Source organism: Pseudomonas sp. I2, assembly GCF_040984075.1.
Taxonomy (GTDB): Bacteria; Pseudomonadota; Gammaproteobacteria; order Pseudomonadales; family Pseudomonadaceae; genus Aquipseudomonas; species Aquipseudomonas guariconensis_B.
In genome coordinates this window covers 39,287-53,188 of the sequence record NZ_JBCGFQ010000001.1, presented here as the reverse complement: position 1 = coordinate 53,188, position 13,902 = coordinate 39,287, and the positions used below count along the sequence as shown (strand labels likewise).

At 67.0% G+C, this 13,902-nt stretch carries 11 protein-coding genes; 8 read left to right on the top strand and 3 right to left on the bottom strand.

The window, feature by feature from the left end:
- Positions 1–95: 95 nt before the first annotated feature.
- Genes WCE05_RS00230 through WCE05_RS00220 form a run of 3 tightly spaced genes read right to left on the bottom strand, consistent with a single transcriptional unit; the run spans position 96 to position 2,666 of the window.
- Positions 96–1,220: a hypothetical protein gene (locus tag WCE05_RS00230; protein ID WP_225789715.1), complete on the bottom strand. Its 1,125-nt coding sequence runs from the start codon at positions 1,218–1,220 to the stop codon at positions 96–98.
- A gap of 40 nt (positions 1,221–1,260) precedes the next feature.
- Entirely contained in the window at positions 1,261–1,887 is a 627-nt protein-coding gene (locus WCE05_RS00225) for a LysE family translocator (RefSeq protein ID WP_225789714.1), read from the bottom strand.
- 2 nt (positions 1,888–1,889) lie between these two features.
- Positions 1,890–2,666, bottom strand: coding sequence for a YqcI/YcgG family protein (locus WCE05_RS00220; protein ID WP_225789713.1), 777 nt, complete (start codon positions 2,664–2,666; stop codon positions 1,890–1,892).
- Positions 2,667–2,823: 157 nt separating this feature from the next.
- Here WCE05_RS00220 and WCE05_RS00215 point away from each other — a divergent pair, with 157 nt between their 5' ends.
- The 8 genes from WCE05_RS00215 (at position 2,824) to WCE05_RS00180 (ending at position 13,879) form a co-directional block, all read left to right on the top strand.
- Positions 2,824–3,744, top strand: a complete 921-nt coding sequence (locus WCE05_RS00215) for a LysR substrate-binding domain-containing protein (RefSeq protein ID WP_225789712.1) — start codon at positions 2,824–2,826, stop codon at positions 3,742–3,744.
- A gap of 89 nt (positions 3,745–3,833) precedes the next feature.
- The gene (locus WCE05_RS00210) at positions 3,834–6,194 is read left to right on the top strand and encodes a DNA polymerase II (RefSeq protein ID WP_368815243.1); all 2,361 of its coding nucleotides are present in this window, start codon (positions 3,834–3,836) and stop codon (positions 6,192–6,194) included.
- Positions 6,195–6,279: 85 nt separating this feature from the next.
- Positions 6,280–8,985: a DUF6543 domain-containing protein gene (locus WCE05_RS00205; RefSeq protein ID WP_368815241.1), complete on the top strand. Its 2,706-nt coding sequence runs from the start codon at positions 6,280–6,282 to the stop codon at positions 8,983–8,985.
- 212 nt (positions 8,986–9,197) lie between these two features.
- Positions 9,198–10,796 (top strand): NEL-type E3 ubiquitin ligase domain-containing protein, encoded by a 1,599-nt coding sequence (locus tag WCE05_RS00200; protein ID WP_368815319.1) that lies wholly within the window; start codon positions 9,198–9,200, stop codon positions 10,794–10,796.
- A gap of 224 nt (positions 10,797–11,020) precedes the next feature.
- Positions 11,021–11,569, top strand: coding sequence for a DUF4174 domain-containing protein (locus WCE05_RS00195; protein ID WP_225789709.1), 549 nt, complete (start codon positions 11,021–11,023; stop codon positions 11,567–11,569).
- A gap of 209 nt (positions 11,570–11,778) precedes the next feature.
- The gene (locus WCE05_RS00190) at positions 11,779–12,273 is read left to right on the top strand and encodes an EF-hand domain-containing protein (protein WP_368815240.1); all 495 of its coding nucleotides are present in this window, start codon (positions 11,779–11,781) and stop codon (positions 12,271–12,273) included.
- 75 nt (positions 12,274–12,348) lie between these two features.
- Entirely contained in the window at positions 12,349–13,182 is an 834-nt protein-coding gene (locus WCE05_RS00185; RefSeq protein WP_225789707.1) for a DUF692 domain-containing protein, read from the top strand.
- Entirely contained in the window at positions 13,175–13,879 is a 705-nt protein-coding gene (locus WCE05_RS00180; protein ID WP_225789706.1) for a DUF2063 domain-containing protein, read from the top strand. The genes WCE05_RS00185 and WCE05_RS00180 overlap by 8 nt, the downstream gene beginning before the upstream one ends.
- Positions 13,880–13,902 lie beyond the last annotated feature (23 nt).

The window sequence follows — 13,902 nt, the reverse complement described above, 5'->3', positions numbered from 1 at the left end:
GACCGTTTACGGCGTGCGGCCAGATGTGGCAGGGCGGCTTCGATGTTCACGGTTACACATGTGCCTCAGGCAAATCAGAACGACAAGCCCGTATTCTAGCCACCGACCGGTACATGCCGGAAGCCCATTTCCCGACCTGTCGGACGAGCCAGACGGGAGGCAGCTTGTAATTCGTACTTTTCCTGGGCCAGCCCCAGCTTGGCGGTGATCACCTTGGCCAGGGCATTGTTGCCCAGGTCGTTGAAGTGCAGGCGATCGACGAACAGGGGCTCGCCGAACACCGGCGAGCTGCTGAGCATGCTGTTCATGTCGTAGCACGGGACTGGCCCGGCCTGGTCCTTGATGCGCCGGAAAAATGCCGTGTGCAACTGGCTGTCGAAAACGTCGGCCAGGAGCCGGTCGAAATTCGTCGGTTGCTGTTGCAGCGCCGTGAGCATGGCCTGTTCGCCGGCCGGCAGGCTCTCCCGGCACCAGGGCAGCAGGGGCTGGAGAATGAAGGTGAGGGTGGCATGGCCGTTGGCCAGGAGCCGGTCCCACTGTTGCAGGGTGCGGCCGATGCAGTCTGCCGCCTGGTTCAGGCGTTTGCCCGGGGCCGGCAGCGTCCAGGCGACCGCTGCGGGCTGGTGGCGGGGCGCGAAGGCCTTGCCCAGGCGCTGCCAGAACGATTCGCGGCGCGGTGCGTCGCAGGCCTGTACCCCTTCGTTGAAACTGTTGAGCACATCCTGGTAGGCGGTGGCCTGCTCGCTCGCCAGGACCTCGCCCAGTGCCTCTTGCGCCAGGGTGTTCAGGCCGCTCAGCACCACGACGTGGCCGATCTGCGCGAAACGGTGCTGATGACTGAGGAAGGTCAGCAGTTCCTGGGTGGCGTTGAGCCCACAGCCGGCCAGGTTCAGCCAGACCTCGCCGGTGAGCCGCGACAGGTAGGACGCCACCGTGTGTTCATCGGAACTGGCGCCAATCCCCAGGGCGGTCGAGCCGCCCACCAGCAGATTGACCCGCTTCGCGCCCTTGTGTTCGGCCACCGAGTAGCGCTTGTCTCCCGCGTGGCTGTAGCGCATCCCGAGGGCGTCGGTATTGATGGTGCCGGATCGATAGCCACGCTCGTGCATGTACAGGGTATGCGGCGCCCGGCGGCTACCCAGCAGCAGGAAGCGCTGGTAGTCCTGGGGCAGAGGAAGGAGGCTGTCCTGGGCGTGCGTGGCGTGATCGATCGGCCTCATGGGCGCTCCTTGTCGAATCGACGGTCTGGGGCGTGCCGGCTTAGCCGGCCAGCGCCTTGATGTTGTAGGCAAGCCCGCCGACGGCGATCAGCAGCAGGGCGACGCCCGATGCCAGGGTGATCAGGCGATTGCTGCGCTGCGAGGTGATCCTGCCGATGGCGAAGATGTACAGGCTGAGCACGGCGAAATCGATGGCGATCCACAGCAGCGACAGCACCACCATGCTTTTTTCGAAGGATTCGGTGATCTGGATGAACTGCGGGAAGAAGGAAATGAAGAAGATGATGTCCTTGGGGTTGGAGATGCCCACCATGAACCCCTGCAGCAGCCCACCGCGCCCGGGCCCGGCGGTGTCGGGCCCGGCCTCGGCGATGGGGGCCTGCAGCGCTTCCCTGAGGGTGCCGATGGCGATGTAGCCGATGAACAGGCAACCCAGCAGGCTCATGCCGCTGAGCCAGGCCTTGTCGACGGCCGCGCTGGTCATGATGATCCAGGCCGCGGCGCCGATCAGTACCAGCGAGGCCCAGTTGGTGCCGACGGCGGTGAACAGGGCCTTGCGCGTGCCGGAGGCCGCGGCGGTGTTGACGATCAGTGCCACCACCGGGCCGGGCGTGGCGATCAGCAGCAGGACGGTGAGGGCGTAGGTGGCGGTCAGTGCGGTATTCACGTTCAGTTCTCGATCAGTGTGTCGGGTGTCGCAAGGGCCTGGAACGGGCAGCGCGGAGGATTCAGCGAGCCCGGTTCCTGGAGTTGGTACTGGCGCCATTCGAAGTTGTCGGCCTGGCCGAAGAAGCCCAGGGTATCGGGCATCACCCCGTCGTTGTAATGGCGCACCCGTTCGCGGATGCGTGCCCGGATGCGTTGGCCGCTTTCGCTGGTGGCGCTGGCCACTTCGTCGAAGCTTTCCCGGGGGTTGATGACGAAGACGATATGCTCGCCCAGGTTGCGGCTCTTCATCTGCTGGTGGGCCGGGAAGTTCATGTTGATGAACAGGGGCATGCCGGCGAAGCAGAACGACCAGCCGCTGTCGTGGGGATCCTTGGGGATGTCCTCCGGCCAGGGCAGCGGGTCGTGCTCATGCAGCTCTTGCAGCACCGACCAGGCCAGCGCCTGCTGCTGCGCCAGGCTGCTGCCGGCATGGGTCTCGAGGAACACCAGCAGTGGGTTGCCGATGCGCTGCTTGAGCGGCACGGGCTCGAGGGCGCGTACGTATTCGGCCAGGCCCCGGGCAATGTCCGCGGCCAGTTGCCCGGCACGGGCGAAGACGATGGAGCAGGTGCCGGCGGCCACCGCCTTGCGGCCGAACAGGCACGGAAAGTCGGGGTTGGCGAGGATGGCGCGAAAGCGTTCGATGGTTTCGTACGCCCAGTGTCGTTGGTTCTGGATATGTTCAGAGGCTAGCTCTAGCGCATCCAGGCGATAGCAGTTCCCATAACCCGTAAACATGATTACCCCAGCAGTTCTTTTGAACTTCCCGCCAGATACAAGCGGTTTCGCTATATATGTTTATTGTTTACCTGCATTTTCTGAGAACACCCCCAGGTTGTAAAACGCCTGGAACTATGACCTACTATTAGCTTCACTCATGCTTCGGACGCTGCGAATGTCGGAACGGATCCAGGCGCTGCATGCCCTGCGTGCCTTTGAAGTGGCATCACGCTACGGCTCTTTCACCCGGGCGGCGCAGGAGCTGGCCCTGACCCAGGGGGCGGTCAGCCACCACATCAAGACCCTCGAGACCCTGTTCGGCTGCGACCTGTTCGAGCGGCGCGGCCCCAAGTTGCGCCTGACCGAGCACGGCCGGCTGCTGGCGCAGGAGCTCAAGGTCGGCTTCAAGATCATCGAGAACGCCTGCGCGCTGTTGCGCCAGGACCGCTACGGCCTGCGCCTGAAGGCCCCCTCGACCCTCACCGTGCGCTGGCTGCTCAAGGCGCTGGATGCCTTCAAGAAGGTCGACAACAGCTGCAGCGTGCAACTCTCGAGCGTGTGGATGGACATCGACACGGTGGATTTCTATTCCGAACCCTACGACTGCGCCATCCTGCTGGGCAGCGGGCGTTTCCCGGCCGACGTCGAGAGCCTCAAGCTGTTCGACGAGTGGCTGATCCCGGTGTGCCATCCCGAGTACCTGGACCAGCCGAAGCCGGACCTGGCGGTGCTGGAGCGCTGCGAGCTTTTGCACCCCTCCGCGGACCGGCGCGACTGGCGGCGCTGGCTGGCGCGCATGGATGCGCTGGACATCAGCATCGACAGGGGGCAGGTGTTCGATACGCTCGACCAGGGCATCTCGGCAGCCCAGCAGGGCCTGGGCATTTCGGTGGTCGACCTGGTGCTGGCCAGCGCCGACCTGGCTGCAGGGCGGCTGGTCATGCCGTTCAAGCATGCGGTGGCCACCGGCGACGGCTACTACATGACCTGGCTCAAGGCCAGCCCCAAGGCGCGGCAGATGCACCGGCTGCGCGACTTCCTGCTCAGCCAGGTGCCGCCATTGGCGCACAAGGACATCGACTACCTGTACGGCTGAGGTTCCTGCTGGCTGCTGCGCAGCCCATCTCTGGCATTCAGCGGTAGAATGCTTCCTTCGCTTGAGCAAAACGATTCGAGGTCGACGCGGTGGAGTTGCAGCAGGGCTTTGTCCTCACCCGGCATTGGCATGACACGCCCGAGGGGACCTGCGTGGAGTTCTGGCTCGCCACCGACCAAGGCCCACGGCAACTGCGCCTGGCACCGCAGGAGTCGGCGGCGTTCGTGCCACTGGCGCATGCCGTGCGCGCCCGTGCCTTGCTGGCCAACGAGCGGGGCGTCGAGCTGCGGCCCCTGCGCCTGCGCGATTTCGAGCAGCGGCCGGTACTGGGCCTGTACTGCCGCCAGCACCGTCAGTTGATCCAGCTCGAACAGCGCCTGCGCAGTGCCGGCATCGACGTCTACGAAGCCGATATCCGTCCCCCGGAGCGCTACCTGATGGAGCGCTTCATCACCGCCCCGGTGCTGTTCAGCGGTCGCCCGGATGCCCAGGGCGTGCTCTGCGATGCCCAGCTCAAGCCCTTGCCGGATTACCGCCCGGCGTTGCGCCTGGTATCGCTGGACATCGAGACCAGCGAGCGCGGCGAGCTCTACAGCATCGCTCTGGAGGGCTGCGGCCAGCGCCAGGTCTACATGCTCGGGCCGGCCAACGGCCAGGCCGATGACCTGGATTTCGACCTGCAGTATTGCGACGACCGTGCCCAGTTGCTCGGCTGCCTGAACCAGTGGCTGGCCCGCCATGACCCGGATGCGATCATCGGCTGGAACCTGGTGCAGTTCGACCTGCGCCTGCTGCACGAGCACGCCACGCGCCTGCAGGTACCGCTGGCCCTCGGCCGCAACGGCGCGCCCCTGGGCCTGCGTTCCCACAGCGGGCGCAACCATGTGTTCGCCGATGCGCCGGGGCGCCTGCTGATCGATGGCATCGAGGCACTGCGCGCGGCGACCTGGAGCTTTCCTTCGTTCAGCCTGGAAAGCGTCGCCCAGGCCCTGCTCGGCGAAGGCAAGGCCATCGACACCCCGTACCAGCGCATGGACGAGATCAACCGCATGTTCGCCGAGGACAAGCCGGCCCTGGCCCGCTACAACCTCAAGGACTGCGAGCTGGTCACGCGGATCTTCGCCCATACCCGGCTGCTCGAGTTCCTGCTCGAGCGTTCCACCGTCACCGGCTTGCCGGTGGACCGCAGTGGCGGCTCGGTGGCCGCGTTCTGCCACCTGTACATCCCGTCCATGCACCGCCTGGGCTTCGTCGCCCCCAACCTGGGCAGCCGCCCGGACGAAGCCAGCCCCGGCGGTTTCGTCATGGACTCGCGGCCTGGCCTGTACGACTCGGTGTTGGTGCTCGACTACAAGAGCCTGTACCCCTCGATCATCCGTACCTTCCTGATCGACCCGGTGGGCCTGGTCGAGGGCCTGCGCCAGCCGGATGACGCCGATTCCGTGGAGGGCTTTCGTGGGGCGCGTTTCGCCCGCCGCCAACATTGCCTGCCAGCCATCGTCGAGCGGGTCTGGCAGGGGCGCGAGGCGGCCAAGCGGGCCGGTAACGCGCCGCTGTCCCAGGCGCTGAAAATCATCATGAACGCCTTCTACGGCGTGCTCGGCTCCAGCGGTTGCCGCTTCTTCGACCCGCGCCTGGCCTCGTCCATCACCCTGCGCGGGCACCAGATCATGCGCCAGACCCGCGCCCTGATCGAAGCCCGTGGCTTCGACGTGATCTACGGCGACACCGACTCGACCTTCGTCTGGCTCAAAGAGGCCCATGACGAAGCGGCCGCCGCGCGCATCGGCCAGGCCCTGGTCGCCGAGGTCAACCAGTGGTGGCGGCAACACCTGCGCGAGACGATGGACCTGGACAGCGCCCTGGAGCTGCAGTTCGAGACCCACTACCGGCGCTTTCTCATGCCGACCATCCGTGGTGCCGACGAGGGCAGCAAGAAGCGCTACGCCGGCCTGGTACAGCGCGGCGAGGGGCGCGAGGAACTGGTGTTCAAGGGCTTGGAGTCGGTGCGCACCGACTGGTCGCCCCTGGCCCGGCAGTTCCAGCAGGAGCTCTACGGGCGGATCTTCCGTGGCCAGCCTTACCGCGACTATGTCCGTGACTATGTGCGCCGCACCCTGGCCGGTGAGCAGGACGAGTTGCTGGTGTACCGCAAGCGCCTGCGCAGGCCGCTGGCCGACTACCAGCGCAACGTGCCGCCCCACGTGCGCGCCGCACGGCTGGCCGATGCGTTCAACAGCCGCCTGGGCCGGCCCCGGCAGTACCAGAACGGTGGCTGGATCAGCTACGTCATCACCACCTCGGGCCCCGAACCCCTCGAGAACCTGCAGTCGCCGATCGACCACGAGCATTACCTGAGTCGCCAGTTGCAACCGGTGGCGGACGCCATACTGCCGTTCGTGGGCGATGATTTCGCGGCCCTGACCGATCGCCAGCTACTGCTCTTCTGACCCGCGGGTATTACCCCTCTAACGCCGTCCGCCGCCTCGCACGGCCTAGGGTGCTGCCTTTTCCGCCACCCAGGAGAGGCAATCGATGGTCACCCACACCCCACCTTCGGCATACGCGGCCGCCCAGGACGCGCTCATCGGTGCGCGTCTGCCGTACTGGCTGCGCTCGGCGAGCGTCGAGCAACTGGCACCGTTGCAGGATGCCATGGGCCTGAGCCTGTACTTTCGCCAGCGGGTTCGGCAGTTACTTGCAGGCGTGCAGGGCATCGACTGCTTCGCCGAGCCCTTGCTGGTCCAGGCGTTGCGGGCGCGCTTCGGCGCAGCGCTGGACATTCATCGCCTGCGTTTTCGCCTGGGGCACCGGGAACCGGTGATCACCTCGCAGCCGATCGGCTATCCGGTGACGGTGCCGGTCTATACCGAGATCAGCCTGTTCGAGGCCGCGCTGCGCAATTTCACCGCGGCAGAAGCCGAGGCAGGGGGGCAGTTGCCCGGCAACGGCCTGGTGGACCCGCTGGATGCCCAGGCCAAGCTGCCGTGCGCGCAGCAGTTCGCCAGCCTGTGCCGTGAACTCGACCTGGGTGGGCGCTACCAGCGCCATTTGCAGGGTATCCTCGAACCGGCCGACGGCGAGGCGCGCCGCCAGGTGCTGTCGTTGCTGGCGCGGGCACGGCGCTACGGCATGCTGGCCGATGCCCATGTGGCCAGGATCAAGGGTGCGTTGAACGAGGCCGAGCTGCAGCTGTTGGTGCGGCTGTGTGGCCTGCATCGCGCGCCCACGCTCGAGGGCAGCCCGGTCATCGCCAAGCGCTTGAGCCTGCTCGGTTGCACGCTGGAGCAGATCGTCGTGCTCGATGTCCGCGATGAAAGCCTCAGCCCGCTGTACAGCACCAGCCGCCGGGTACTGGTGCATATCCCGGACGATCCGCAGGCACCCTGGCAGGCGTTTCCGGACTTGCGTCATTTCGCCAATGCCTTGGGCAAGCGCCTGCGCACCTCGCAGTACCAACGCTTCTTCAGCCGCTTCGTGCGGCGGCGCGACAGCCAGCGCTTCTTTGCCAGCGTGGTCCAGGGCTACCAGGGGGTGTCCGAGCTGGCCAACATCGACCTGGAGGCGCGCATGCATGCCTACCCGGAGCCGCTGTTCGATAGCCTGGCTCGGGCGCGCATCGGCCAGATCAAGGACGATGCCGCCATGATCGCGGTGCCGAAGGCCGAGGTCGATCGCCAGGTCCAGCGCGAGCACGCCCAGCGCCTGGCAGCCGAAGGCTGGACCCTGCTCAACCTCGCCGGGTTGTTCGTCCCGGTGATCGGCGCGGCGCTGCTGGCGGTGAGCGCCTGGGCGCTGCTTGGCGAGGTCTACCACGGTATCGAGGCCTGGCACGAGGGGGAAACCAGCGAAGCGCTCGAGCACCTGTTCAATGTCGCCATCGACCTTGCCGTAGTCGCCGCTACCGCTGCGGGCATCACCCTGGTGTGCAACGCCTGGTCCCGCTCCAGCCTGGTCGACAGCCTGTTGCCGGCGCAGTTGGAGGACGGCAGCACACGCTTGTACAAGCTTGACCTGGCGGCCTTTCGCAGCGAGGCGCCACCGCCGCAAGCCGTGCCCGATGCGCAGGGTATCCACCGCCTGGGGGCACAGGCCTGGATCGAGATGGACGGGCATCATTACCCTATCGTCCAGCGCGCCGGTGATGGCCGCTGGCAATTGCGCCCACAGGGCGGCCATGGGCCGCTGCTATGCCACAACGGTGCCGGTGCCTGGCGCCTGTGGTCGGAGCAGCCGGCCCGCTGGGACGATCCTCATCGCCTGTTCCGCCGCCTGGGTGGCCCGTTCGCGCGCCTCGACGACGAACAGATCGACCAGCTCATGACGGCGCATGGCCTGGAGGCCAGTCACCTGCGTGCGCTGCATGTCCAGGGGCAGGCGCCCGAGGCGCAGTTGGTCGACAGCGTCGAGCGGGTATTGCTCGAGCAGCGTATCCGTGAGTTGGTCGGCCGCCTGCGCGGCGGCGAGCCGGTCAGCGACCGCTTCGTGCTGCAGCATGCCCAGGCCTTGCCCGGGGCGGCTGGGCTGCCAGACCAGGGGTTGGCAGAGCTGGCCTGGAACCTGCGCAGGCCATTGTTCCAGCGCCTGTACGAGAGCGCCCAGGGCCGCGACAAGCCCGGTGTCGCGACCCTGCGCCGAGCATTCCCCGGCCTGCATGGCCGGGCTGCCGAAGCGTTGTTGGAGGCGGCCCGGGTCGCGGACCGGCGCCGCTTGCTCGACACTGGTCGGGTTGCGCTGCGCCTGGCCGAGTCGGCGAGGACGAGCGTGGGACAGATACGTGTGGCCAGGGTATTCGAGGCGCTGTACCTGGACACCTTGCGGGCGACCTGGCGCGTGTGGCCCTGGCCATGGCCAGGCAACTGCCGGGCGCGCCGGCGGGGCGCTGGCGCTTGTTCGAGGGTAGCGTGCAGGGGCCATTGCTGCTGGCCCTGGAGCAGGGCGAGGAGGGCGGCGGCTTCGACCTGCTCCACCGCGATGGCCGCTTCCAGTTGCTCGACGAGCAGGGCCAGGTGCTGGCCGGCTGGGGGGAGCTGTTCGAGGTCATCGCCGCCGCCTACGGCGACCGCCAGCGGGATGCCATGGGCATCGGCGAGCCCTTCGCCCATAACCTGCGGGTGCTGGTGGGGCGGCTGGCGGCGCGCCAGCGTGACGCGGTCGCACGGCTACTGGGGCAGGGCGAGCCCATCGGCTGGTTCCGGCCTCCACGGCGCCTGGACGATGGCCGAGTCGGTTATCCGCTGAGTGGCCGGGGCGCATCGCGGGGTAGGCCGCAGGCGCTGTTCGCCCGGGTGCGGGCGGTGTATCCGACGTTCGACGATGCGCAGATCGATGCCTGGTTGCAGGAGGTGAGGCGCTCGGGCCGGCAGGTGGAGAGCGAACTTGCCCGGCTGGGGCATGAGTTCGAGGCACTGGATGACCACCTGCGGGCCTGGAGCGAGCAGCCCGCCAGCGGCATGCAGCGCCGCGAGCGGCGGCATTTCGCCCAGGTCCTGCTCAGTTGCTGGCAGCGCCGGGGGCCGCAGTTGTTCGACCAGCGTGGGCAAGCGACGGGGTATCGCCTGAGTATCTGGGCGCTCAGCCTGGAGCGCTTGCCCGAGCTGCCCGAGGCTGTGAGTTTCCCCCACATCCATGAGTTGTCGCTGATGGGCTTGGGGCTGCGGGAAATGCCACAGCGTTTCCTGGGCGCTTTCCCGAACCTGCAGGTTCTGGAGCTGGCCAGCAACCGCTTGACCCGCCTGCCGCCGGGCCTGGAGGCGCTGACATCGCTGCGTGAGCTGGACCTGTACGACAACCGTGTCGTGCTCGACACCGAGCAGGCTATGACCCTGGCCAACGGCGAAATGCTGGAGTTCATCAACCTGTCGCGCAACCCGCTGGGGCGAACCTTCCCGCTGTACCGGCTGGACCGCTTGCGGCGTCTGTACCTTCGCGCCACCGGGATCAACGAACTCCCGCCCGCCCTGATGGACCGCCTGGAACTGACCATCGCCGACCTGCGCGACAACCAGATCACGACGCTGCCGGAGCGTTTCTATCGTGCGCCGATCTGGGTGGGGCGTACCGTGATGCTGACGGGTAACCCGTTGGACGAACAGGCCGCGCAACGCCTGGAGGCCTTTTCCCAGGCCCATGGCATGCCGGCGCCGCAGGTGGCGGGTCCTTCCTCGATGTCGTTGCGCCGACGCTGGCTCGACGCCGCCGACAGTGTCCAACGGGCCGTGCAGTCCTCGACGTGGGACGAGCTGGAAGCCGAGGACGGTGCGGACGATTTCTTCGCCATGCTCGCGCGGCTGCTGGAAACCGTGGATTTTCGCGATCATCGCCAGGACCTGGCCAACCGGGTGTTCACCCTGCTGCAGAGCATGTGCCGCTACGAAGGGCTGCGCAGCGAGCTGTTCAACCAAGCGCGCATGCCCCTGACCTGCCAGGACAGCGTGATCCTGAGCTTCAGCGCCCTGGAACTGCGCATGCTGGTCTGGCAGGCGCGGGTCGACGCGGCCGCCGGTGGCCAGGAGCAGGCCCTGGTACGGTTGGGGCGCCAGCTGTGGCGGCTGGACGAGGTCGAACGTATCGCCCTGGAGGACATCCAGGCGCGCCGGGCCGCAGGCAGCGATCCGGACGAGATCGAGGTAAGCCTGGCCTACCGCCTGGCATTGCGTGATGCGCTCGACCTGCCGGGGCAACCTGCCGACATGGCCTACGCCGACGTTGCCGGGCTGGACCGGTCGCGCATCGACCAGGCCCGGGAGCGCGTGCTGGCACTGCAGACGCCGGAACGCCTGGCGCAGTCGCTGGTAGAGCGGGACTTCTGGCAGGAACACCTGCTACGCGCCCACGCCGAGGTCTTCGAGGCCCTCGATGCGCCGTTCCATCGCCGCGTCGAGGCATTGATGGAGAGATCGTCGGCGTTGCCGGAGGGCCAATACCTGGCGCGGATGAATAGCATCGGCAGCGAGCGCCAGGCGGCTCGGCGCGAGCGGATGCTGGCCCTGACCCGCATCGCCCTGGCCGAGGCGCCGCCTGCCAGTGACGACACCCCGGGGGCCTCCTGAGGCGAGGGGTAGGGCGAGCACCTGCCGCGACCCCGGTGGCTTTCGGCTATGCTCAGGTTCGGGTGTCGGCATTTTCCGGAGATGCCGTAGGCCTGATCTGGAAACCGGAAGTTACCTTTGACCTGACCACCTGCCCAGGCAGGTGGTTTAGGCTCGCAGGCCGGATCTTTCTCCCCGATCTGTAGTCATTTGGTTCATCGAGACAATAAGGAAAGGAGATGCGCATGCTCGTCCGGTCACTGACCCTCGCCACCTTGCTCGCCGTCGCCGGCCCCTTGCTCGCTGCGGACAGCGATGCACCGTTGGCCAAGGAGCTGGGCAAGGCCAGGCCGCTGATCATCATCGCCCCCAGCACCGCCGACCCCACCTTGCGCGGCCTGAACGAGGCCCTCAAGGACCCGGCCACCCAGGCCGCGTTCAAGGAGCGCAGCCTGGTGCTCTACAGCGTCGCCAACATGATGGGCAAGCGCGAGGACAAGAACCTCGAGCAGCAGACCACCATGGCCTTGATCCGCGAGCTCAAGCTTGGTGCCAGCAAGGGCACCAAGGTGATCCTGGTGGGCAAGGATGGTGAGCGGCACATGCTCAAGGATGACGACAGCGGCGAGCAGCTCGACCCGCAGGTGATCTTCAAGGCGGTGGACGAGCTTCCCGCCAGCGAGAAGGCGGTGACCGCGCCCGAGCCGGTGGCCAGCAGCACCGAGAAGGCCAAGGACAGCAAGCCCGGCAAGCCGACCAAGCCCCTGGCGCCGCCCAAGCCGCTGGAAGACTGAGGATGTGCCGCGCGGGGTGGGGCGCCGGCGACGCCTCGTCCCCGACCCTTCGCTGATAGCCGCGAGGCGATGTTCCAGTGCTCTGTATCTGACTGTATCCAGCCACCTGGTCGACCCACTCCCATACAGAAAGCCCACCTGCCTGATACACCTGCGATACACCACTGCGGCGAAATGGCTCCACCTCTCAACCACAGTGGAGCACCAGCATGAAACATTCGAAGAACACCCTTGGCCTGCTCAGCGTCGCACTGCTCGGCGGCATGGCCCTGGGCAACAGCGCGTTCGCTGTCGAGCCCCTGGCCCAGGGCTACCAACTGGCCGCAGCCAAGACCCCAGGCGAAGGCAAATGCGGCGAAGGCAAGTGTGGGGGCAGCGGCAAGGCCACCCAGGGCGAAGGCAAGTGTGGCGAAGGCAAGTGTGGCGGTAGCGCCAAGGCCGGCCAGGCCGAGGGCAAGTGCGGGGAGGGCAAGTGTGGCGATGCCTCCTTCGCCCGTACCGACAGCAACCATGACGGCAAGGTCTCGCGCGAGGAGTTCCTCGCCGTGGCCAAGGACCGCGCCGCCGACTTCGACAAGATCGACAGCAACCACGACGGCATGATCTCCGAGCAGGAGGCTTACGACCACCTCAAGGCCCTCTACCAGGCCAGCGGCAAGCCGATGCCCGAGGGGCTGTTCAGCCACCTGGCTGGCGAGTCCTGATCGAGCGGGCTCCCACGGACTGCCTGCGGGCGGTGATGTGGGGGCCTTGTCGCAGCGCCTTGTGGAGAACCGAACATGAACGACCACCCCTTGCGCACCGGCCTCGGCTTGCGCCGTGGCCTGCTGCCCGAGCTGCTGACGATGGCGGACGGCGCGGTGGATTTTCTCGAATGCGCGCCGGAAAACTGGATCGGTGTCGGCGGAGCCTATGGCCAGGGCCTGGAGCGCCTGGCCGAACGCTTCGCCATCGCCTGCCACGGCCTGTCACTGTCACTGGGCGGCAGTGCACCGCTGGACCAGGCCTTTCTCGCGCGTACCCGGCAGTTTCTCGAGCGCTACCAGGTACGCCTGTACAGCGAGCACTTGAGCTACTGCAGCGACGATGGTCACCTCTACGACCTGATGCCGATCCCGTTCACCGACGAGGCCGTGGTGCATGTCGCGGCGCGCATCCGCCAGGCCCAGGACCAGCTTGGCCGCCGCATCGCCGTGGAGAACATCAGCTACTACGCCGCGCCCTACCAAGCCATGAGCGAGCTGGCGTTCATTCGCGCCGTGCTCGAGGAGGCCGACTGCGACCTGCTGCTGGACGTCAACAACATCGTCGTCAACGCCTGCAACCACCGTTATGACGCGCTGGCGTTCCTCCAGGGCCTGCCGGTCGAGCGTGTGGTCGGCATGCACGTGGCCGGGCATTACGACGAAGCACCGGACCTGAAGGTCGACACCCATGGGGCGCCGGTGAAAGAAGATGTCTGGTCATTGTTCGCCAGTGCCTGCCAGCGCTTCGGCGTGCAACCGACGGTGCTGGAGCGCGACTTCAATTACCCGCCCCTGGACGCGCTGCTCGACGAGACGGCACGCATCCGCCAGTTGCAGCAGGCGGCAGGGAGTGTGCGCGATGAATGAAACCTTGCGTCAGCAGCAGTTTACCCTGGCCCGCCATCTGCGCGATCCCGCAGCCAATCCACCACCGCCGGGCATCGAGGCGCGGCGCCTGAAGGTCTATCGGGAGCTGTTCTACAACGCCATCGAGGGTTTGCTGGCCGGCAGCTTCCCAGTCATGCGCCAGACCCTCGGCGAGGCCCGCTGGCATGCCCGGGTGCGTGACTTCCATGCCCACTATCGCAGCCAGACGCCGCTGTTCACCGAGGTCGCCGAGGTGTTCATCGACTACCTGCACGGCATCGAGGCGGATGCACCCTGGCAGTTGGAACTGGCCCACTATGAATGGTTGGAGGCGCAGTTGTACCTGAGCGATGCCGAGGACCCAGAGCACCGGCCCGAGGGGGATCTGCTCGAAGGCGAGCCGTTGCTCTCCTGCGTGGCCCGGGTGCTCGCCTACCGCTGGCCGGTGGAGCGCATCGGCCCCGGCTACCAGCCTGCCGAGCCCCCCGATACACCCACCTTGCTGCTGGTGTATCGCGACGCCGACCTGCAGGTGCGCTTCGCCCGCCTGACGCCGCTGGCCTACCAGTTGCTGGCAGGGCTCCAGGGTAGCGGGCGCGAGCGGTTGCAGGCCTTGGGAGGCGAAGAGATCCAGCGTCAGGGGCTGGCTTTGCTTGAGGCTCTGCGCGGGCAGGGGATCATCGTCGGTACGCGATAGGTTGTCCCAAAGCGGCTGTGCGC

What these genes read in the sequence shown, in the direction of transcription:
- WCE05_RS00195 (WP_225789709.1), top strand. Translation starts at nt 11,021, where the DNA reads ATGCTCGTCCGGTCACTGACCCTCGCCACCTTGCTCGCCGTCGCCGGC.
- WCE05_RS00190 (WP_368815240.1), top strand. Translation starts at nt 11,779, where the DNA reads ATGAAACATTCGAAGAACACCCTTGGCCTGCTCAGCGTCGCACTGCTC.
- WCE05_RS00200 (WP_368815319.1), top strand. Translation starts at nt 9,198, where the DNA reads ATGCAGCGCCGCGAGCGGCGGCATTTCGCCCAGGTCCTGCTCAGTTGC.
- WCE05_RS00230 (WP_225789715.1), bottom strand. Translation starts at nt 1,220, where the DNA reads ATGAGGCCGATCGATCACGCCACGCACGCCCAGGACAGCCTCCTTCCT.
- WCE05_RS00180 (WP_225789706.1), top strand. Translation starts at nt 13,175, where the DNA reads ATGAATGAAACCTTGCGTCAGCAGCAGTTTACCCTGGCCCGCCATCTG.
- WCE05_RS00215 (WP_225789712.1), top strand. Translation starts at nt 2,824, where the DNA reads ATGTCGGAACGGATCCAGGCGCTGCATGCCCTGCGTGCCTTTGAAGTG.
- WCE05_RS00185 (WP_225789707.1), top strand. Translation starts at nt 12,349, where the DNA reads ATGAACGACCACCCCTTGCGCACCGGCCTCGGCTTGCGCCGTGGCCTG.
- WCE05_RS00205 (WP_368815241.1), top strand. Translation starts at nt 6,280, where the DNA reads ATGGTCACCCACACCCCACCTTCGGCATACGCGGCCGCCCAGGACGCG.
- WCE05_RS00220 (WP_225789713.1), bottom strand. Translation starts at nt 2,666, where the DNA reads ATGTTTACGGGTTATGGGAACTGCTATCGCCTGGATGCGCTAGAGCTA.